Origin of the sequence: Franzmannia qiaohouensis (assembly GCF_031451695.1) — a bacterium.
In the GTDB taxonomy this organism is placed as follows: domain Bacteria; phylum Pseudomonadota; class Gammaproteobacteria; order Pseudomonadales; family Halomonadaceae; genus Franzmannia; species Franzmannia qiaohouensis.
Genome location: NZ_JARWAM010000007.1, coordinates 1 through 19,832, shown reverse-complemented (window position 1 = coordinate 19,832; position 19,832 = coordinate 1). Strand labels below are relative to the sequence as shown.

General features: G+C 60.8%; 18 protein-coding genes. 9 read left to right on the top strand and 9 right to left on the bottom strand.

Annotated features, from left to right (window positions below):
• Window positions 1–8: 8 nt before the first annotated feature.
• The 6 genes from QC821_RS10685 to QC821_RS10660 form a co-directional block, all read right to left on the bottom strand.
• Complete coding sequence (locus QC821_RS10685; protein WP_309720841.1) at window positions 9–1,178, bottom strand: M20 aminoacylase family protein; 1,170 nt, start codon at window positions 1,176–1,178, stop codon at window positions 9–11.
• 49 nt (window positions 1,179–1,227) lie between these two features.
• Entirely contained in the window at window positions 1,228–2,895 is a 1,668-nt protein-coding gene (locus QC821_RS10680; RefSeq protein ID WP_309720838.1) for an ABC transporter ATP-binding protein, read from the bottom strand.
• Window positions 2,895–3,779 carry an ABC transporter permease gene (locus tag QC821_RS10675; protein WP_309720835.1) on the bottom strand — a complete coding sequence of 295 codons (885 nt, stop codon included), beginning with the start codon at window positions 3,777–3,779 and terminating at the stop codon, window positions 2,895–2,897. Before QC821_RS10675 ends, QC821_RS10680 begins: the two co-directional genes overlap by 1 nt.
• Complete coding sequence (locus QC821_RS10670) at window positions 3,779–4,720, bottom strand: ABC transporter permease (protein WP_309720832.1); 942 nt, start codon at window positions 4,718–4,720, stop codon at window positions 3,779–3,781. The genes QC821_RS10675 and QC821_RS10670 overlap by 1 nt, the downstream gene beginning before the upstream one ends.
• A gap of 82 nt (window positions 4,721–4,802) precedes the next feature.
• Window positions 4,803–6,410 carry an ABC transporter substrate-binding protein gene (locus tag QC821_RS10665; RefSeq protein ID WP_309720829.1) on the bottom strand — a complete coding sequence of 536 codons (1,608 nt, stop codon included), beginning with the start codon at window positions 6,408–6,410 and terminating at the stop codon, window positions 4,803–4,805.
• Window positions 6,411–6,474: 64 nt separating this feature from the next.
• The gene (locus QC821_RS10660; protein WP_309720825.1) at window positions 6,475–7,977 is read right to left on the bottom strand and encodes a M81 family metallopeptidase; all 1,503 of its coding nucleotides are present in this window, start codon (window positions 7,975–7,977) and stop codon (window positions 6,475–6,477) included.
• Between the two features lie 203 nt (window positions 7,978–8,180).
• On the opposite strand from QC821_RS10660, the gene QC821_RS10655 reads away from it, so the two are divergent.
• Window positions 8,181–8,966 carry an IclR family transcriptional regulator gene (locus QC821_RS10655; RefSeq protein WP_309720822.1) on the top strand — a complete coding sequence of 262 codons (786 nt, stop codon included), beginning with the start codon at window positions 8,181–8,183 and terminating at the stop codon, window positions 8,964–8,966.
• Between the two features lie 130 nt (window positions 8,967–9,096).
• Window positions 9,097–10,293 (top strand): serine hydrolase domain-containing protein, encoded by a 1,197-nt coding sequence (locus QC821_RS10650; RefSeq protein ID WP_309720820.1) that lies wholly within the window; start codon window positions 9,097–9,099, stop codon window positions 10,291–10,293.
• A 546-nt stretch (window positions 10,294–10,839) separates the two neighbouring features.
• On the opposite strand, the gene hepT is transcribed toward QC821_RS10650, so the two are convergent.
• From hepT to QC821_RS10635, 3 genes are read right to left on the bottom strand one after another with little or no spacing between them, the layout of a single operon-like run.
• A complete protein-coding gene (gene hepT, locus QC821_RS10645) occupies window positions 10,840–11,262 on the bottom strand; it encodes a type VII toxin-antitoxin system HepT family RNase toxin (protein WP_309720816.1) in 423 nt (140 codons plus the stop codon).
• On the bottom strand, window positions 11,252–11,662 hold the full coding sequence (gene mntA, locus QC821_RS10640; protein ID WP_309720813.1) for a type VII toxin-antitoxin system MntA family adenylyltransferase antitoxin: 411 nt from the start codon (window positions 11,660–11,662) through the stop codon (window positions 11,252–11,254). Before mntA ends, hepT begins: the two co-directional genes overlap by 11 nt.
• Window positions 11,663–11,709: 47 nt before the next feature.
• Entirely contained in the window at window positions 11,710–12,441 is a 732-nt protein-coding gene (locus QC821_RS10635) for a FadR/GntR family transcriptional regulator (protein ID WP_229358935.1), read from the bottom strand.
• Between the two features lie 154 nt (window positions 12,442–12,595).
• Between QC821_RS10635 and QC821_RS10630 the strand changes: the two genes are divergently transcribed.
• The 7 genes from QC821_RS10630 (at window position 12,596) to QC821_RS10600 (ending at window position 19,738) form a co-directional block, all read left to right on the top strand.
• Window positions 12,596–13,603 carry an asparaginase gene (locus QC821_RS10630; RefSeq protein WP_309720807.1) on the top strand — a complete coding sequence of 336 codons (1,008 nt, stop codon included), beginning with the start codon at window positions 12,596–12,598 and terminating at the stop codon, window positions 13,601–13,603.
• A gap of 64 nt (window positions 13,604–13,667) precedes the next feature.
• Window positions 13,668–14,669 (top strand): TRAP transporter substrate-binding protein, encoded by a 1,002-nt coding sequence (locus QC821_RS10625; RefSeq protein WP_309720804.1) that lies wholly within the window; start codon window positions 13,668–13,670, stop codon window positions 14,667–14,669.
• A 65-nt stretch (window positions 14,670–14,734) separates the two neighbouring features.
• Window positions 14,735–15,256: a TRAP transporter small permease gene (locus QC821_RS10620; protein WP_309720801.1), complete on the top strand. Its 522-nt coding sequence runs from the start codon at window positions 14,735–14,737 to the stop codon at window positions 15,254–15,256.
• 15 nt (window positions 15,257–15,271) lie between these two features.
• Window positions 15,272–16,546 (top strand): TRAP transporter large permease, encoded by a 1,275-nt coding sequence (locus QC821_RS10615; RefSeq protein ID WP_309720798.1) that lies wholly within the window; start codon window positions 15,272–15,274, stop codon window positions 16,544–16,546.
• Window positions 16,547–16,571: 25 nt separating this feature from the next.
• Window positions 16,572–17,828 (top strand): M20 family metallo-hydrolase, encoded by a 1,257-nt coding sequence (locus QC821_RS10610; protein ID WP_309720795.1) that lies wholly within the window; start codon window positions 16,572–16,574, stop codon window positions 17,826–17,828.
• Between the two features lie 27 nt (window positions 17,829–17,855).
• Window positions 17,856–18,317 carry a RidA family protein gene (locus tag QC821_RS10605; RefSeq protein WP_309720793.1) on the top strand — a complete coding sequence of 154 codons (462 nt, stop codon included), beginning with the start codon at window positions 17,856–17,858 and terminating at the stop codon, window positions 18,315–18,317.
• Window positions 18,318–18,334: 17 nt separating this feature from the next.
• Window positions 18,335–19,738: an amidase gene (locus tag QC821_RS10600; protein ID WP_309720790.1), complete on the top strand. Its 1,404-nt coding sequence runs from the start codon at window positions 18,335–18,337 to the stop codon at window positions 19,736–19,738.
• Window positions 19,739–19,832 lie beyond the last annotated feature (94 nt).

Sequence of the window (19,832 nt, the reverse complement as noted above, 5' to 3'; positions counted from 1 at the left end):
ATGACTCCTTACTGAGACGCTACGGCCAGTCGACGCTCCACCATACGTGCCATGATGCTAGCTCCGACAGGCAAGATGCCATCGTCTAGCACATAACTGGGATTATGCAGTGGAATCGAGCCCGCATGCCCCACCCAGCAGTACGCCCCGGGAATCACCTGCAACATATCGGCAAAGTCTTCACTACCGGTTACCCGGCGATCCACCAGGCGTGCGTTCTCTTTACCAACGATATCCGCAGCCGCGTCGATGTAGGCGCTGGCACAGTCGGCGTCGTTAACCAGAACACTGAATATATTGCGCAAGTCGATCTCTATACGCACATCATGTGACAGCGCTAGCCCCTTGCAAATACGACGCATGCGCTCATGCACCGCCTCACATAGCTCGTCTTCAAAGTAGCGGACGGTGCCAGATACGGTGGCACTATCAGGAATGACGTTGTACGCAGATCCAGCATGAACCTGGGTAACGGAGAGCACCAGAGGACTGGTCGGCGGCGCATTACGGCTGACCACCGCCTGCAGCTGCTGGACTAGCTCAGTGGCAATGATGATGGGGTCGCGGGATTGATGTGGCATGGCGGCATGGGAACCGACACCATGTATCGTAATATCAAAAAAGGTAGCCCCTGCCATCGCGGGGCCTGGAGTAATCGTGACCTGGTCAGGTTCACTCCCCGGATCATTGTGCAGGCCATAAACTTCATCACACGGAAAACGTTCAAAAAGCCGGTCGGCGAGCATCCGACGGGCGCCACCCAAGCCCTCTTCCGCTGGCTGAAAAATCACCACCACGGTACCCGCAAAATTTCGACTCTCCGCCAGGTAACGCGCAGCCCCTAGCAGAATCGTGGTGTGACCATCATGGCCACAGGCGTGCATCTTGCCGGCATGTTGAGAAGCATAAGGAAGATCGGTCGCCTCATGGATCGGTAGCGCGTCCATATCGGCACGCAGTCCAATGCAACCGCCATCCCCCTGCCCCTTGATAATGCCCACCACCCCGGTGCCGGCAATCTCCGTGTGAACCTCATCCAGGCCCCACTCCCGCAGTTTTTTTGCGACCAAGGCGGCGGTACGCGACTCCTCGAACCCCAGCTCTGGATGAGCATGAAGGTCGTGACGTATCGCCACCAGCTCATCCTGAAACTCACTGATACGACTGATCGTTGGCATAGTGCCTCACTTGTTAATGGTTATGATGGTGGTCGAAAACGGACGTTGGTCATGCACTAAGCAGCTCGCAGCAGTTGGCAAAGTCCCACTCACGTCCAGGGGCAGCATCGATAAGCATCCGCGTATATTCGTGGCGTGGGTTCGACAACACCTCTCTAGCACTGCCGTATTCAACAATGACCCCATGCTGCATGACGATAACCTCATCGCAGATCTGCGCCGCGACCCGCAGATCATGGGTAATAAAGAGAATCGCAATACCTAAACGCGCCTGCACCTCATCCAGGAGATCCAACACCTGCGCCTGGACCGATACATCCAGCGCCGATACGGCCTCATCGGCCACCAGCAAGTCCGGACGCATCATCACAGCGCGTGCAATGGCGATCCGCTGGCGTTGACCACCGGAGAACTGATGCGGGTAACGCTCTAAGGCATCCCCGGGCAGGTCAACCAACTCCATCATCTCCAGTGCCCGCTCATACGCTTCATGACGGGGCGTGCCAAAGTTGACCGGTCCCTCAACCAGACTGCGGCCAACGGTCCAACGCGGATTGAGCGAGCGAAAGGGATCCTGAAACACCACCTGAAAGTGTTTGCGGTGTGGCCTTAGGGCCCGCCTCGACAAGGTGGCCACCTCTTTGCCGGCAACCCGTATTGATCCCGATGTCGGATCGACTAAACGCATAATGCTGCGTGCAACCGTCGTCTTGCCGGAGCCACTCTCTCCAACGATCCCCAGCGTCTGGCCGCGCTTGACGGTAAAATTGATATCCCGCGCGGCATGCGTGCCGGGTTTTCGCAAGAAAAATCCTCCCCCGCTGTACACCTTCTGCATATCGCTGACTTCCAATACCGGCTGCGTGCTGTCTTGGGAGCGCGCGCCCCTAGGCACCAGACTGGGTACCGAACTCAGTAGTCGCTTGGTGTACTCATCGGAGGGGTGGCGAAAGAGCGTTTCGACCGGCGCGTGTTCGACTATCTTGCCGTGCTTCATGACATGCACCGCATGTGAGACTTCCGCGACGACTCCCATGTCATGCGTAATAAACAGTACCGCCGTGCCATGCCGCTCCTGCAACTCGGCGATCAGTGACAGAATCTGTGCTTGGGTAGTGACATCCAGCGCGGTGGTTGGCTCATCGGCAATCAGCAATTTTGGCTCCAGCGCCAACGCCATGGCGATCATGATCCGCTGCCGCTGTCCTCCCGATAGCTGGTGCGGATAAGAGCCATAAATACGCGCCACATCGGGTAGATACACTTGCTGCATCACATCCAGCACCCTATCTCTGCAGTCTCGCTTCGATAGCTCGCGATGGGTTTGCAGTACTTCAGCGATCTGGTCCCCGACGCGCATTACCGGGTTTAGCGCCGTCATCGGCTCTTGGAAAATCATCGCCATACGCTGCCCACGCAGCCTGCGCATCTGAGAAGGCGTCAACGTAAGTAGCGATTCACCATCCATGTCTATTTCACCGCCAGATACCTCCAAGGCTCCCTTAGGCAAAAGCCCCATCACGGCCAGCGATGTTACCGACTTGCCGGAGCCACTTTCGCCCACAAGACTAACGGTTTCTCCTTCATGTACCTGCAAGCTGATGTCATCCAGTACCAGGCTGCCCGGATCCTCCTCACCGCTCAGCCGAACCGAAAGGTGACGGATATCCAATACCTCTTTCGCACTGCTCTTGTCGTTGTTCTTGAAACGCATCATCACGCCTCCCGTTTCTTGAGCCGAGGATCTAGCATGTCGCGGGCGGCATCACCCAGTAGGTTGATCGACAGGATACACAGCGACAGAATGGCACCGGTCCAGAAGATCAGGCCCGGCTTGACCTGGAAGTAGGTGCGTCCTTCGGCCATGATATTGCCCCAGGTAGGAATATCGGTACTCACGCCAGCCCCTAGGAACGACAATATCGCTTCGGTAAGAATCGCCGATGCACATATATAGGTCCCTTGAACGATCATGGCAGGCACGGTATTCGGCATTAAATGCTGCCAGAGGATCTTAGGCATGGAGCTGCCCAACGCGATCGCCGCTTCCACATACGGCTCCTCACGCGCGCCAAGCACCACCGAACGCACCAAGCGAACCACCCTCGGCACCTCAGGAATGGTAATTGCCACGATCACCGACCAGACACTAGGGCCGCTCAAGGCAACCAGTGCAATGGCCAGGAGAATGGCGGGGATTGCCATCAGGCTATCCATGATGCGCATGATCACCGCATCTGCGGCACGGAAGAAGCCAGACACTAGACCGATTATCATGCCCACCACGACACTGAACAGCGCAGCCCCAACGCCAATCAGCAGCGACACTCGCCCGCCTGTCATAATGCGGCTGAACAGATCCCGACCATACTGGTCAGTGCCCAATAGATGCTCTGCGCTGGAAGGTTGCAGCCGATTTAGCGACCCCATCTGCATAGGGTCGTAAGGCACGTATAGCGGCGCCAGCAGCGCCGACAGCACGATCGAGAATAGCACGACAGCCGCAATCAGCGGCCCCGCCCCGAGGCGCCATTGACGTGGCAGAGACAGCATCCCCAGCACGGTCTGCATGGCGGCGGAAGGTTGGGTAGCATGAGCCATCAGTAGCGAATCCTTGGATCGATGATCGTATAAGAAATATCAATCAGCAGGTTAACCAGCACGTAGAGTCCGGCCGTCAGCAGAATCATCGCCTGTATTACCGGGTAATCACGGGCCAGGATGGCATCCACCGTCAAGCGGCCCACTCCGGGTATATTGAAGACACTCTCGGTGACCACTACCCCAGCAATCAACAGCGCGAACCCGGTGCCAATAATCGTCATAATCGGCACCGCGGCGTTGCGTAGCGCATGGCGGAAAAGAATCGCACTTTCCCGCAGCCCCTTGGCTCTCGCCGTACGGACATAATCCTCTCCCAGCACATCCAGCATGCTGGCACGCGTCATCCTTGCAATCAGCGCCACATAGATTGTCGCCAGCGTGAAAGAGGGCAGTAGCGCGCGCTGGAAGAACCCCAGTAAATCCTGAGTAGGCGCCGTATAGCCCTGCACCGGCAGCCAGCGAAGTTCAATGGCAAATATCTGGATAAAGATATAGCCGATCACAAATACCGGCACCGAAAAACCTAGTACCGAGAAGCTCATCACCGCATAGTCAACCCAGCTGCGATGACGCCAAGCGGCCAGCACCCCCATGGGCACTGCTATCAGTACGGAGAGGAAAATCGTCAGCATGGCAATATTTAGCGTTGGCCAGATACGCTGACCGATCATGCTGCTAACAGGCGTATTGGAAATGAGGGAGACGCCAAGATCCCCCTGGAACATCATTCTCACCCACTGAAAAAATTGTTCATATAGGGGCAGATTGAGCCCCAAGCGGTCACGAATCCGCTCTAGTTGGGCAGGTGTCGCTGAGTCACCAGCCAGGATGGCCGCAGGATCTCCCGGCGTAAGCCGTAGTATCAAAAACACAAACAGGGCGACGATAATCATGACCGGTACAACGGCCAGCAATCGCCTGATGATATAGCCCAGCATCCGCTCCCCCTCACAGACCCGCTGTGATAAACACACTTTGCATGTAATGGCGGCGGGACCTGCCCGCCGCCCTACTCAGCGGCTACTGTTTATCGATATTCCAGAACACCGGAACCGGCGAAGGAATCATGTCGGTGATATTATCCCGGCGTGCTTGCGGCATGATGTACTGCCCCAACGGGATATAAATCACCTCATCGAGGGTATGTACCTGGAGCTTACGTGCGACCTCCTGCCGCTCCTCGTCCGACTCGGCGGCGATAAATTCGCGACGCAGCGCCTCCAGCTCTTCATCTTCCGGCCAGCCAAACCAACCATCTTCACCACGTCCATTCAGCATGACGTTGATCAGCGGCGAAGTAATCTCCGGCACCATCCAGTTGGTAAAGAAGATATTCCAGCCGCCCTCATCCGGTGCAGACATACTCGCGCGGCGGTTGACCAGGGTCTGCCAATCCATGGGCTGCATATCCACCTCGAAACCGGCTTGGCGCAGTGCTTGGGCAGCAACCACCGGCTGAGCGGAAAGACTCGTTACATCGGTCGGCTGCATCAACACCACGGGTGTGCCGTCATAACCAGCTTCCTCTAGCAATTGCTGCGCGGCTTGAGGATCACCACCACTGGTCAGCGACTCGGATCCACTCTCATCAGCCAAGGGGGTGCCACAACCAAATATAGCGCCGCAAATCTCGTAGTACTCGGAGTCCCCCATCATGGTCGCCAGGACGTCCTCCTGGCTCAGCGCCAGCAGCGCGGCTTGACGTATCTGCTTGTTATCAAAAGGCGGATACTTGAAGTTGAGGCGACCCATGGTCTGATAGCCGAGCGGATCGCGATTCTCCACCACCACATCCGGGCTCGACTCAAGAATCGGCAATAGGTCGACCTGCACCTGCTCGATATAATCGATCTCACCGGTAGTCAGCGCATTGATAGCGGTTTGAGCATCCGGCATGGTCGTCCACACAACCCGATCGACGTTGACCACCTTGCCGCCCGCCATCCAGCTAGGCTCTTCTTCCCGCGGCACATAGTCATCGAAGCGCTCGTAGGTGACACTCACACCGGGCTCATACTCGTCTTCCAGGAAGCGAAATGGTCCCGAGCCAATATGCTCGGAGATCGACGAATCAGCCGACGTGGCCGCAATACGCGCCGGCATTATGAACGCCGGCACTGCAGACTGCTTGGCCAGGGTATCGATCAATGGCGGATAGGGTTCTGAAAGCGTCCAGGTAATCGTTTGCTCATCCGTGGCTTCCAAACTCTCGGTGACATCAAATATCAACTGGCCACCCGAGTCGCGTTCGCCCCAGCGCTCCAGAGACACCACCGCGTCCTCGGCCGTCACCGCCTCGCCGTCGTGAAACATCAACCCTTCACGTAATGTCAGGGTATAGGTGAGTGAGTCATCGGATATCTCCCAGTCCGCCATCTGCGGCTGAGGGTTGAAGTCTTCATCCGATGCCAACAGCACATCGTAAATCATATAGCCGTGATTACGCGTGATATGTGCTGTAGTGATGATCGGATCCAATACGCGCAAGCTTGAGTGCATCACGGCGGTAATCGTGGTGTCATCGCTCTTGGCAGTCATTGGTAATGTCAGGGCAACAGCGGTTACCGCTGCAACAGCAGCCGACATTGGCTTGATGCGTAACGTCTTGCGTAGAGTGGGTATTGTCATTAGTAGTTCCCCTATGATTGCTTTCCCGTCGTTGGGAATAAAGGCATGACCTCCACGACTGCAGTCAGTTGACTGGATGGAAGGCATCACCAAGTGGGCCAAGACGCATGCCGGGCATCAGATGCTTCCAGGGTAGATCGGAAGGACTGAACGCCATTGGGCCGGGCGCAAGGCAAATCAATATATGCGATGCAATAGAAGTGAAGTCAGCGCGAAAGTGCGTAGAGCTTTTAACCACTAAAATTTCGGTCGTCTCTGGCTCGATACCCACAAAGCGGAACATCTCTCGGTCGGCCAACTGTGCTTTATGGGTGGTAACCACGACCCTGACGCCGCCAATACGCAAGCAAGCAGAAGGGCCAAGAGCAAGCGATGCGCCACCGTAGTAGGGGCCTCGTGCAGTCAAGCGGCCATCCGACAATGTCTCGACTTTCGCTATCACCCGATAGGGGCTGTCGCCCACCACGCCAGACTGGCCTCCCAAGGTGAACGCCAGACTAGCCCCCTCGCCAGCCGTATGTGCTTCGAGCGCCGCATCGGGGTCGACCAGGAGCCCCAGCGCCGCGTCCGTCACCTCCGCCTCGATCAGCGCGCGCAGCATGCCCGTGGTATTGGAATCACCACCAGCCCCTGGGTTGTCCTGGGTATCGGCAAGCACCACAGGTCCGACTGCGCCGCTCCTAACGAGCCTCTGGGCCTCCGACACTCCTTTATCGGCTGAATATACCTGCCCAGCAAAGCTCGCCTCAGCCCTGGCAAACTCATCAGCCAGCTGCTCGACTGCGGCACTGGCGTCAGGGCCATAGGCCACCAGGCTCGGGCCACAGTCGTTAATGTCAGCCGCAGGGAAACCCATGAATAGAGAGGCACTGATAACGGACTCCCCCTCCAGTTCAGCGAGACGTGCATACAACGATGCGGCAGGCTCGAGGTCGGTGGACTGCCAGGGGATGGGTATCAAATAGTCAAGGCGGCGAAAGGCCTTGGTGGGCTGGGCGCCGGACGTCATTAAGTAATCCAGGCCCTCTGCGGCACGCCGCCCGGTTTCCGCCATATCCACATGGGGATAGGTGCGAAACCCTACCAGCATATCCGCCATATCCACCATTCGAGCGGTAATATTGCCATGCAAATCCAAACACGCCATCACCGGCACAGAAGGGCCCACCACGGCCCTCACACGCGCCAGCAGCTCGCCCTCACCATCATCCAGATGTTCGCAAACCATGGCGCCATGAAGGTCGAGAAAGACACCGTCTAGTGGCAACGCAGCCGATAGACGAGTCACCAGTGCCTCGACGATATCCTCGAAGGCCTGCTTGGTCACATGCGCAGAAGGAATGGCGCCCGCCCACAGTAGCGGCAGCATCTGCCATTCTCGCTCGCCCCCGTAATCCACAGCCCCCGAGATGCCCAGGTTTATTCCTCGACAGGCACTGAACATGGCGTTGCCATGCGCCATGGGCATGTAGCCACCGCCCTGGACGAAATCGTCGTAGGTCGCTCTGGTCGGTGCAAAGGTATTGGTCTCATGCAGAAACCCTCCCATTGCTACGCGGTAAGTCATTGTTATTGTTTCCTTTATATAAAGGTAAGTAGAACCTCTACTTAGCGGCCACTTCGTTAATAACGGTGATATCTGAAATGGACACACTGTATCGCTCAGCGATACAATCGTATTGTTTTATTGATCATCATCAACCTTAGTCGCAACGTTCCGATCGCGCAAACATAACGGAAAATATTATGCAGAGAACTATAAGATCGCTTTTGAATCAGCGCGTTATGACAGAAAACCAGAAGAACGATCCGCTATTTCTGCAGTCTGTGGCCAGAGCCATGCAAGTGCTATCGGCATTTCATACGGCCGATGGCGCCATGAGCCTATCGGAGATTGCCAAGCAGGCCGGTATCGACAGGAGTGCCGCACAGCGCATCGTTCATACCCTGCGCGAACTGGGCTATCTCAAACGCGATAATGAGGATAGCGGCTTTCTCCCTGAGCTCAGGATTCTCGATCACACCCTCGACTACTTAAGCCTCAACCCAGTAGTACGCAATGCCACCCCTGTACTGCTTGAACTAAGGCGAAATATTCGCGAAAGAGTCGACCTTAGCCTCTTCGATGACACTCGCGTGGTATATGCGGCACGTATGCAAAGCAAGCGGGAAACGTTTTTTGCCACCTTGGTAGGCCATAGCGTACCCACCTTCTGCAGTTCTGGCGGTCGAGCTATCCTCTCGCGTCTGAATGATGATGAAGTACGCGATATCCTTGACCGGTCCGACCTAACCCCAGTCACGCCGCGCTCGATTACCGACCCTGCGGCAATTCTTGACAAGGTCCAAGAGGCACGCGAGCAAGGCTATGCATTGGCAAAAGAGGAAATTCTCATCGGAGAGATCGCGCTAGGCGTGGCCATCACCGACAAACATGATCGTCCGTGTGGCGCGATACACGTGGCTGGCTCGCTAAGCGATTGGACAACCGAAGCATTTCGGGATCGCGTCTTCCCACTTGCGTCGGAAGCTGCCAGGGCGATATCGCGCTTTTGAATCCGCCCCGACGCAATTCATTGTCCTGCATCGCATAAGGAGGTAATGGTAAGCCGACTTGCCGCATGTATCAGGCTGTGCCAGGGTTACTGGTGTTATGGAAAATTCAACAACAAAAGGAATGATAACCATGGCCATTATCCCACGTCGCAGCGCACTACCCATCGCTCTGATGACTGCCGCACTTCCTTTGAGTGCTGCCATGGCGGGCGATGACTCAACGGTTAGCGTGCGTGACCTCTACGACGGCAAGCTCATGCCCGACGAGCAGGTCGAAGCCTATCGCAACATAGATGCGCTGTTTCCATCGCGCACTGTCAGGGCATCATCGACGCCCCATGCCTTTGGCGAGCGCGAAGTGGACATTGAGGGGTTCACCTTTACCGACGATGACACCACCTACGATCTCTACGACTTCATGTCGCTCAACCGCGTCAGTGGTTTGATCGTGGTCCACGACAACGACATCGTCTTCGAGCAGTACGCCCTGGGCAACGACCGGGACACACGCTGGATGTCGATGTCCGTGGTCAAGTCCATCGCCTCCACGCTGATCGGAGCGGCTATCGAGGACGGCCATATTGGCAGTCTCGACGACAATGTCGTGGAGTACGTACCAGAGCTAGCGGGCAGCGGCTACGATGGCGCCACGGTGGAACATATCCTGCTGATGGCCTCAGGGGTTGCCTGGGATGAGACCTACGACGATCCGGACTCGGACCGCCGCGAGATGCTGGAGCGCCAGATTGCCCAGGAGAGCGGCGCCATTGTGCAGCAGCTGGCGGAGCTCGAGCGTGTGGCAGCCCCCGGGGAGGTGTGGAACTACAGTACCGGTGAAACGCAGCTGCTGGCTGCCATTATCGAAGGGGCCGTCGGCACCAGCGTGTCCGATTACCTCTCGGACACCCTCTGGGCAAGCTATGGCATGGAGCACGACGCCGCATGGTGGCTAGACGGTGAAGATGGCCAGGAAATTGGCGGTAGCGGCCTTCTGGCGACGCTGCGCGACTATGCCCGGTTCGGCCAATTCTTCCTCGATGAGGGGCAGGCAAACGATGGAGAGAGGATCTTGCCAGAAGGCTGGGTTGAAGTCGCCGGGCGAGGCCATGACATCGGCGGTGAGCCTATCGCCTATGGCTATTCATGGTGGCCGGTGGGTGATGAGGGTGCCTTTGCCGCCGTAGGCATCTTCGGTCAATGGGTGTTTATCCATCCCGACAAGAATATCGTGATCGCCATGAGCGGCGCGCAACCGAAGTCTCTCGGCTTCGAGATTGTTCCGGTAAGCCGGTTTTTCCACGCTCTCGCGGATGCCATCACCGAATAGCCTTTCAAGCGGCTCCCACATCTTTCTGGCGCCACTCCCTGTGGGAGCAAATTCATTGCGATGGCAGCGCGCAGCGCTGCCCGGGCCAAAACCAACCAACCCCATCGCGATTAAAATCGCTCCTACATTGGCCTTGGCGCCACTCCCCTGTGGGAGCGAATTCATTCGCGATGGCAGCGCGCAGCGCTGCCGGCGAACCCACCCCATCGTGACTGACGTCACTCCTATACTGGCCTTGGCGCCATTTCCCTGTGGGAGCGAATTCATTCGCGATGGCAGCGCGCAGCGCTGCCGGCCAACCCACCCCATCGTGACTGACGTCACTCCTACATTGGCTTTGGAGCCACTCCAAGTGGGAGCGAATTCATTCGCGATGGCAGCGCGCAGCGCTGCCGATCAACCCACCCCATCGTGACCGACGTCACTCCTACACTGGCCTTGGCGCCATTTCCCTGTGGGAGCGAATTCATTCGCGATAGCAGCGCGAAGCGCTGCCGATCAACTCACTCCATCACGGCTGAAGCTGATCAGCCTTGGCTCGACAGGTCAGCCTGAACTAGCTGGAAAATCGGCCACTAGAAACGCCCGGATGAAGTGGTGCCGGCGCTCAGAAACCACCTGGAGAACACGCTTCATATCCAAGTTCAAGTAATCATGCACGATGCGGTTTCTCAGGCCTATGATGGCATTCCAAGCCGTGAGGTCAGATGAACTCAACACTCCTAAAGAACCAAGCATGTGAAACGTATCATACGCCGAAATAGGAACCGCCTTTCCCTGCATCTTCAAGGTGTGCTTGGCCTTACCGATGGCGTTCTCTATCAAGACTTGAAACGCATGCAACACACCATTTTCTTCCAGCTCACTGAGCGTATCACCGTCGTCCAGGCGCTTGGCCGCCTGATCAAGAAGATGGCACTGGCGATCAGCCAACGAACGTGTCTCGGCCAGGTAGTGCTCAAGGCGCATAGCGTTTCTCCAACTCCCAGTGTTCCATGTCCTGCCAGGTGCGCTTCAGGAACAGCGCCCATGCCAGTGAGTCCTCCCCAACAAGAGGAATACCCTCCTCGGCGACTGCGGCACGCAATGCAAGCCCGGCACGCTGAAGATCCGCCACATCGATACACGTAGGGTCGATACTCAAGCATTCGGCAACCGCTAGGCGCAGCGATTCGCCACGCCCGAAGTATTCAACAGAGTCGCTGGGCACGTCCTGCCACTTCACGGCGATATCCCAGTCGCTTTCGGCATGTGCTTGCCCAGTGGCACGGCTACCGAACAGGATCGCAAAATCGAGCCCTTCAATGCCGCCAAGACAGGCTGCAAGGGGGTGATGTTGATCGGCACCTAGCAGGTGACTGGTCTTCACGCTACCTCCTCTGCACGCTGGCTCACTGACGTATTGCCGCCCACGCGCTAATCCACATAGGTGAGATTGGTTTCCCAGCTCTCGCTGCTGACTTCGATGGCGGCCTGGACCCCCGCCGCGTCGCCGGCCTGGAAGGCGGCATAGATCGCCTTGTGGTCCTTCAGAGCCACCTCGGGCAGCGTCTGCATCGAGGTCTCCAGGGCGGCTTCGATCAGCTGGATCAGCGTCTCGCCGACCCGGATGGTCATCGGATTGTGGGTCGCCGCCAGAATGGCGCGATGAAAGGCCACATCATGATGGGCGGTCTGTTCGCCGTTGGCGATGGCCGCCTCCATGGCCTCGATGGCCTGGCGAATCCGCGCGTGGTCCTCCGGCGTGGCGTTGTGCATGGCCTGCAGGGTGTAGGCCGGCTCGAACATCAGGCGAAATTCCATCACGTCGCGGGTCATGCCACGGGCCAAGATCATGCCGAAGGCCATCGGGTCGACCAGCGGGTCTCCCGGCTCGCGGCGGATAACGGTGCCCTGCCCGCGACGCACTTCCACCACGCCGATTGCCTGCAGCATCTTGATCGCCTCGCGCACGCTCGACTTGCCGATGCCCAGGCTGTGGGTGAGCTCGCTCTCCGAGGGGAGGTAGTCGCCTGGCTTGAGTTCGCCACGAATCAAGGCCGTCTTGATCCGCTCGAGAATCTGCATGGCGACGGAGCTGCGCTCGATGGAGCCGCCGAAGGAGTCGCTCGAGAGAGGCCGTGTGGCAAGCCGGGGATTCAGACTCATGGGTTATCTCACTGTTGGCGCCATAGCGCATGTTACCAAACTGACATTAGGACGTTGCTGAACCTAGCTTGCAAGGATACCGAATTCCTGACTAGTATAACCCACATGACATCAGACATCAGATGTCTGCCATGAGAAGCCATTGGACCGCATAATGACAACATCCAAGCTCGTGGTGCTGACCACCGGCGGCACCATTGCCAGTAGCCAGAGCGATTCAGGGCGTCACCGCTCCGGTGCCCTCCAGGGCGAGTCGCTGCTGTCGCAGGTCTCGCTGCCGGCGGGACTGACGGCCGAGATAGAGGTTCGCTCGGTGCTGCAGAAGCCCAGCAACGCCATCTCGCTAGACGACCTGATGCTGCTGCGTCAGGAGTGCCTGGCGCTCGGCGAGTCCCCCGAAGTGGTCGGCATCGTCATCACCCACGGCACCGATACCCTGGAAGAGACCGCCTACTTCCTGGACATCACCCTGCCCGGCCGCATCCCCGTGGTGATCACCGGGTCGCAGCGCGCGCCCCACGAGCCGGGCACCGACGCCTTTCGTAACATCGCCGATGCCATCCAGTTGGCGGCCTCGCCGCAGGCCCGAGGCCTGGGCACCCTGGTGCTGTTCAATCAGACGCTGTTTGCCGCCCGCCAGGTACGCAAGATCGACACCTTCCAACTCGCTGGCTTCGCCGCTCCCGAGACGGGCCCCCTCGGCTACATCGACGGTACGCGTATCCACCTCGCCGCCAGGCCGGTACGCCCCCAGCCGATCGCCGCCGCCCTGGGTGCCGCGCTGCCCCGGGTCGACATCCTGCCGGCATACCTGGGAGCCGCCCCCGACATGGTCGATGCGGCCATCGAACGCAGTAGCCAGGGCCTCATCGTCGATGCCCTGGGCCGCGGCCATGTGCCACCAACCTGGCCCAGCCACATTGCCAAGGCAGTCGCCGAAGGCACGCCAGTCGTCATCGTCAGCAGCTGCCACCGGGGGCCGATAGAAACCGTCTACGAATTCGACGGCAGCCTCTGCGACCTGGTGGCCGCAGGCGCCATACCCCTACAGGATCTCAGTGCCCGCAAAGCCAGGCTGGCACTCTCCGTCCTGCTCGCCTCCGCTTCATCGGGGCCACTCGAGGCGAGCTTGAAGGCCCTGACGTCCGCCAGCGCGGCGTGACGCACCATCTGGGTCATCAGCCCCATAGCAACGAATAAACCCAACGACTCGCAGAGGTAGCACCATGAACAACAAACTTATCAAGACGTCCCTGGTGGCAGCCGTGGCCGCCGCCACCTTTGGCATCGGCCAGGCCAACGCCGCCGATTACACCTTTACCTTCGCCCACGTGCTGATCGAAGACACCCCGAATGGCCAGGCCGCCCTGCGCTTCAAGGAGGAGGTGGAAGAGAACTCAGACGGCCGCATCCAGATCGACGTGCTGCCCGCCGCCCAGGTGGGAGGCGATGTCGAGATCATCGAGCAGATCCAGATGGGCCTGGTGGACATCGGGATTCCGCCGTCCGCTACCCTTGGCAACTTCGAAGAGCGTCTGCAGATTCTCGACCTGCCGTTCCTGATCCCCGACTACGACACCATGGTCGAGCTGCTTGACGGCGAGGTGGGCCGCGAGATTCTCGACACCCTCAACGATCACAACATGTACGGCGTGAACTTCTGGGGCGCCGGTTTCCGGCACATGACCAACAACGACCGCCCCATCGAAACGCCTGAGGATCTCGACGCCATTCGCATGCGCACCATGCAGGCACCGATCATCATCTCCACCTACGAAAACTTCGATGCCAACGCCACCGCCATGGCCTTCACAGAGGTCTACAACGGCCTGCAGCAAGGCGTGGTGTCCGGCCAGGAGAACCCGCTGGCCAATATCTACACCATGCGCTTCCACGAGGTGCAGGACTACCTGTCGCTGACCAATCACGCCTACCACGCCTATGCGGCGGTGATTAACACCGATTCGTGGAACTCGCTCCCCGAGGACCTCCAGGAGGTCATGCGCGATGCCTTCGACAACGGCCGCGATGCGTCGCGTCAGCTGACCCTCGAAGACGAGGAGAACATCATGGCCTCGCTGGAAGGCGAGATCGAGATCAACGAGATCTCCGCCGAGGCCCGCGAAGCCTTCGTCCAGGCCAGCCTGCCGGTGCACGAGGAGTATGAATCTGTCGTGACCACCGAGCTGCTGCACAAGGTCTACGACGTCGTCGGCATCGAGTACTGAGACGCCGCGGGCGCCCTCGCGGCGCCCGCGCTCCATCACGGGTTTCTCCACGAAGTGGCCTAACCATGTTCGCAACGCTCAACAGGATTCTCGATCACGTGGAAAGCGTGGCGATGGTGGTGTTCATGTCCATCGCCACCCTGCTCACCGCGCTCCAGGTGATCTACCGCTACGGCTTCAACAGCTCGCTGTTCTGGGTCGAGGAAGTCGTCATCTACTCCATCATCTGCATGAGCTTCGTCGGCGCCAGCATGGGCGTGCGTAACGGCGTGCACATCTCTGTCGATGTACTCAACGCCTTCGTGCCCCCCGCCGTCAATCGCTGGCTGCATATCATCGCTGCCGTGCTCGGCATCGCCTTCGCCTGCTTCCTGGCCTACTACGGGTTCCAGCTGTTCTTCAACACCCTGGGAAGAGGACAGCGAACCGCGGCACTGCGCCTGCCGATGGCCTGGTTCTACCTGCCGATCGCCATTGCCGGGCTGCTGCTGGTGGTGCGCTACCTGTGGGTCATCCACCAAGCCTGGACCAAACCGCCGGTCAGCCTCGCTGAAGAGCTTGCCGCCGAAAAAGACAAGCTCGTCTGACGACTGGAGTTCGTTATGATCACGGCACTTCTGCCCATCTTCTTTGCGGTGCTGCTACTGGGGCTGCCGATCTTCGCCGCCCTGGCCTTCGCCGTCTTTCTGGCCATTCAGTTCTTCGGCACCACCGACCCGATCATCGTGCCCATGCGCATGTTCACCGGGATGAACAACTTCTCGCTGATGGCGATCCCGTTCTTCATCCTGGCCGCCGAACTGATGCGCATTGGCGGCCTGTCCGGCCGCCTCATCGAGCTCGCCAAGGCGCTGGTGGGCTGGGTACCCGGCGGCCTGGCGGCCGCGACGGTGCTCTCCTGCCTGCTGTTCGGCGCCATCTCCGGCTCGAGCCCGGCCACGGTGGTGGCGATCGGCTCGATCATGTTTCCCGCGCTGGTTGCCGCCGGCTACGACAAGCGCTTTGCCATCGGCCTGATCGCCACCGCCGGCACCCTCGGCCCCATCGTTCCGCCGAGTATTGCGCTGATCATCTACGGTTCCGTCACCGGCACCTCGGTGGGCCGGCTGTTTGCCGCCGGGCTGATCCCCGCCCTCCTGATCGCCTCGCTGCTGATCGCCTACTGCATCATCTATGCGTCGCTCAAGGGCTACCCGCGTGCGCCCTTCCCCACGCTCAAGGAAATCATCGCCGCCTTCCGCTCGTCGGCCTGGGGCCTGGGGCTGCCGTTCATCCTGCTCGGCGGCATCTACAGCGGCATTTTTACCCCCACCGAGTCGGCCGCGGTAGCCTGCATGTATGGCCTGTTCGTGGGCATGGTGATCTACCGCACCATCGGCTGGCGCGACCTGCTCGGCACCCTGCGCAGCTCGGGGCTCACCTCCGCCACCCTGCTGCTGATCACCGCCGGCGCCTCGGCCTTCTCGTGGCTGCTGGCGATTACCGGCACCCCCACGCAGCTGGCCAACCAGGTGCTGTCGCTCACCGACGACCCGATACAGGTCATGGCCCTGTTCAACGTGGTCATGATCGTGGCCGGGTTCTTTCTCGACAGCGCCTCGGCGATCATCGTGCTCTCGCCGCTGCTCGAGCCGATTGCCGGCCGCGTCGGCGTCGACTCCGTGCACTTCGGCGTCATCACCCTGGTCAACTTCTCGGTGGGCATGATCACCCCGCCGGTCGGCCTCAACCTGTTCGTGGCCATGGCGATCTCGCGGATGTCGCTGGTGGAGGTCTTCAAGGCCTGCCTGCCGCTGATCGTGATGATGTTCATCGCCCTGATCATCCTCACCTATGTGCCATTCCTCAGCACCTGGTTGCCGTCGCTGATCTACTGAACCGGATGGGAGACACGAAAGGCGTATGAACGAACTCACATCACTCGGCGCCAGCATCGATGGCCAGCGCTTCTGGAACGACATGCTCGACCAGGCCCGGATCGGTGCCCTGGCGCCCCGCGGCCTGCGCCGCCTGGCCCTGGATGACCATGACAACCAGGCGCGCTGCTGGCTGGTCGAGCGGGGCCGCGCGCTGGGCTGCGAGGCGTACTACGACGCCCTGGGCAACGTCTTCCTGCGCCGCGAAGGTGAGGACCCCAGCTTGGCACCGCTGCTGATCGGCAGCCACCTCGACAGCCAGCCCAGCGCCGGCTGCTACGACGGCACCCTCGGCGTGCTGGCCGGCCTGGCCGTGCTGCGCGCGCTGCACGAGGGCGACATCCGCCACCGGCGGCCAGTCGAGGTGGTCTCCTGGACCAACGAGGAAGGTGCCCGCTTTGCCCCCGGCGCCTCCGGCTCGGCGTGGTTCGCCGGCCAGCGCGACGCAGCCGAGATTCTCGACGCCACGGACGATGACGGCGTGCGCTTCGCCGATGCCCTGGCCGACTGCCTAGCACGCCTCGACGCCCACCGGGTCAGCTACCGGCCCGAGCCGTTCACGCCCCACGCCTTTCTCGAGCTGCATATCGAGCAGGGGCCGGTGCTTGAGTCGATGGGCGTGCCGGCCTGCGCGGTGAAGGGCATTCAAGGGGTCAACTGGTACAGCGTGACGCTGCAGGGTCAGGCCAACCACGCCGGCACCACCCCCGAAAGCGCCCGCCGCGATGCCTTCACCGGCGCCCACGCCCTGGTCACCGCCCTGCGCGAGGCGGTCGCCGAGCACGGCGACCAGGTATGCTTCACCATCGGCAAGTTCGCGCTGGAACCCAATGCCACCAACACCATCCCCCAGCAAGCGACCTTCAGCATCGACCTGCGCCATCCCAGCGCCGAGGTGCTGGCCGCCCTCGACGAGCGCTTCCAGCGGCTGGGCGCCGAGACGTGGTCCGGCTGCAGCGTCGAGCTCAGCACCAGTTCACGGGTGGCGCCGGTCGACTTCGATGACGACCTGGTAGAGATCGTCGATACCAGCGTCCAACGCTATGCCCCCACGGCCCCGCAGCTGGTGTCCGGCGCCTTCCACGACGCGATTCACCTGGCCCATCGCTGCCCCACTGCCATGCTGTTCATGCCGTGCCGCGACGGGATCAGCCACCACCCCGACGAGCATATCGAGCGTGCCGACGCCGAGATCGCCGTGCGCGCCCTGGCCGACAGCGTCGGCACCCTGCTAGCCCGTTGACCCCATCTATCCCATCAGGAGAACACCATGTCACTTGCCGATGCCCTGGCCCAACGCGGCCTCAGCCTGCCCGACATCCCCGCGCCCCGCGGTACCTTTCGCCCCTGGTCGCGGCTGGATAATCAGCTGTTTCTCGCCGGGCAGATTTGCGAGCGAGACGGCAAGGTGCTCTACCCCGGCAAGGTGGGTGCCGAGTTCGACCTGGAGACCGGCAAGCTCGCCGCCCAGGCCTGCGCGCTCAACCTGCTCGCGGCGCTGAACGATGCCGTGGAGGGCGACATGGACCGCGTCGTGCGCTGTGTCAGAATGAACGGCTTCGTCAACGTCGCCCCGGGGTTTCATGACGTGCCGCTGGTGATCAACGGCGCCTCGGAGCTGTTCATCGACCTGTTCGGCGACGCCAGCCGCCATGCACGCACCGCCATCGGCGTGGCGACCCTGCCGGGTAACGCCGCCGTCGAAGTCGAATCGATCTTCGAAATCCGCTAATTGCCAGGAGCCCCACCATGACAACAGCACCGCTCCAACAACCGCTGCGGACCCTGCACCGGGCACTGCGCGACGGCAGCGTGAGCGCCGCCGCGCTCGCCGAGAGCGCCAGCCAGGCCTATCGCAGCCGCGGCCAGCACGACCACGCCTACCAGACCTGGAACGGCGACGCCGCCCAGGCCTTCGCCGACGCCACCGATGCCCTGCTCAAGCAGGGCGGCGACGCCGGCCCGCTGATGGGCCTGCCGGTGTCGATCAAGGACATCTACGCGGTGCCCGGGCTGCCCACCTATGCCGGCTCGTCGCGCCGTCTTCCCGCCGAGTGGGAACGGCCCGGGCCGGTGGTCAGCACCCTGCTCAACCAGCTGCCGGTGATAATGGGCAAGACCCACACCGTCGAGTTTGCCTTTGGCGGCCTGGGCACCAATGCCCACCACGGCGCGCCGCGTAACCCCTGGGATCCGGCCGCCCATCGCACCCCGGGCGGCTCGAGCTCCGGCGCCGGGGTCTCGCTGGCCAGTGGCACCGCAGGCCTGGCCTTCGGCACCGACACCGCTGGCTCGGTACGCGTGCCCGCCAGCATGACCGGTGTGGCCGGCCTCAAGACCACCGTGGGCCGCTGGTCCACCGCCCAGATCGTGCCGCTCTCCACCACCCTGGATACCCCAGGACTGCTGGCCCGGCGCGTGGATGACCTGGCGTTCGCCTTCGACGCCCTCGACCCAGGCCTGAGCCCCGGTAGCGGAGGCGTCCCCGCCACGCCAGACCTCGCCGACCTCACCTTCGGCGTACCAGAGCACTTCTTCTGGGACGACTGCAGCCCCGGCATCGCCGACACGGTCACCAAGGCCATCAAGCAGCTCGAGGCCGCCGGCGCGCGCATCGTCACCATGGAGCTACCCAAGACGGGCGACGCCTTCACGCTGTTCCAGCAAGGCGGCCTGGCCGCTGCCGAGCTTGCGGCGTTCCTGCACACCTCACTGCCGGATGCCATCGACGCACTGGACCCCAACGTCGCCGCCAGGATCGCTGCCGCCGACGGCATGCCGGGCTGGGAGTACGTGCGCCGCCGCCAGGTCATCGACGACCTCACCCGCGCCGCTACCCAGCGCCTGCGACAGGTAGATGCCATGCTGACGCCCACCGTCGCCATCACCCCGCCGACGCTGGAGAGCCTCAAGCCCGAGGGCGCCTACCCCAAGGCCAACATGAAGGCGCTGCGCAACACCGTGATGGCCAACTTCATGGGGCTCTGCGCGCTCACCCTGCCGGTCGGCCGCGACGTCGCCAACATGCCCGTCGGCTTGCAGGTGATGGCCGGCCCCTGGCAGGACGCCCGACTGCTCGCCATCGGCCAGGCCATCGAGGCCAGGCTTGGCAACGGCCTCGATATTCTCGGCGAGGTACCGACCGTCGGTTAACAATGTGGGAAATGGGATGGACCCGTCCCCCCTTGTGCCAAGATGAGTTTGCAACGCCATCTTGGGTGCATGGGGCACCACACGGCATCTCGGA

Excerpts from the sequence above, each read along its gene's own strand:
- QC821_RS10600 (WP_309720790.1), top strand. The coding sequence starts at position 18,335 with ATGACAACAGCACCGCTCCAACAACCGCTGCGGACCCTGCACCGGGCA.
- QC821_RS10610 (WP_309720795.1), top strand. The coding sequence starts at position 16,572 with ATGAACGAACTCACATCACTCGGCGCCAGCATCGATGGCCAGCGCTTC.
- QC821_RS10625 (WP_309720804.1), top strand. The coding sequence starts at position 13,668 with ATGAACAACAAACTTATCAAGACGTCCCTGGTGGCAGCCGTGGCCGCC.
- QC821_RS10605 (WP_309720793.1), top strand. The coding sequence starts at position 17,856 with ATGTCACTTGCCGATGCCCTGGCCCAACGCGGCCTCAGCCTGCCCGAC.
- QC821_RS10680 (WP_309720838.1), bottom strand. The coding sequence starts at position 2,895 with ATGATGCGTTTCAAGAACAACGACAAGAGCAGTGCGAAAGAGGTATTG.
- QC821_RS10660 (WP_309720825.1), bottom strand. The coding sequence starts at position 7,977 with ATGACTTACCGCGTAGCAATGGGAGGGTTTCTGCATGAGACCAATACC.
- QC821_RS10685 (WP_309720841.1), bottom strand. The coding sequence starts at position 1,178 with ATGCCAACGATCAGTCGTATCAGTGAGTTTCAGGATGAGCTGGTGGCG.
- QC821_RS10650 (WP_309720820.1), top strand. The coding sequence starts at position 9,097 with ATGGCCATTATCCCACGTCGCAGCGCACTACCCATCGCTCTGATGACT.
- QC821_RS10615 (WP_309720798.1), top strand. The coding sequence starts at position 15,272 with ATGATCACGGCACTTCTGCCCATCTTCTTTGCGGTGCTGCTACTGGGG.
- QC821_RS10670 (WP_309720832.1), bottom strand. The coding sequence starts at position 4,720 with ATGCTGGGCTATATCATCAGGCGATTGCTGGCCGTTGTACCGGTCATG.
- QC821_RS10635 (WP_229358935.1), bottom strand. The coding sequence starts at position 12,441 with ATGAGTCTGAATCCCCGGCTTGCCACACGGCCTCTCTCGAGCGACTCC.
- QC821_RS10630 (WP_309720807.1), top strand. The coding sequence starts at position 12,596 with ATGACAACATCCAAGCTCGTGGTGCTGACCACCGGCGGCACCATTGCC.
- QC821_RS10665 (WP_309720829.1), bottom strand. The coding sequence starts at position 6,410 with ATGACAATACCCACTCTACGCAAGACGTTACGCATCAAGCCAATGTCG.
- QC821_RS10620 (WP_309720801.1), top strand. The coding sequence starts at position 14,735 with ATGTTCGCAACGCTCAACAGGATTCTCGATCACGTGGAAAGCGTGGCG.
- QC821_RS10675 (WP_309720835.1), bottom strand. The coding sequence starts at position 3,779 with ATGGCTCATGCTACCCAACCTTCCGCCGCCATGCAGACCGTGCTGGGG.
- hepT (WP_309720816.1), bottom strand. The coding sequence starts at position 11,262 with ATGCGCCTTGAGCACTACCTGGCCGAGACACGTTCGTTGGCTGATCGC.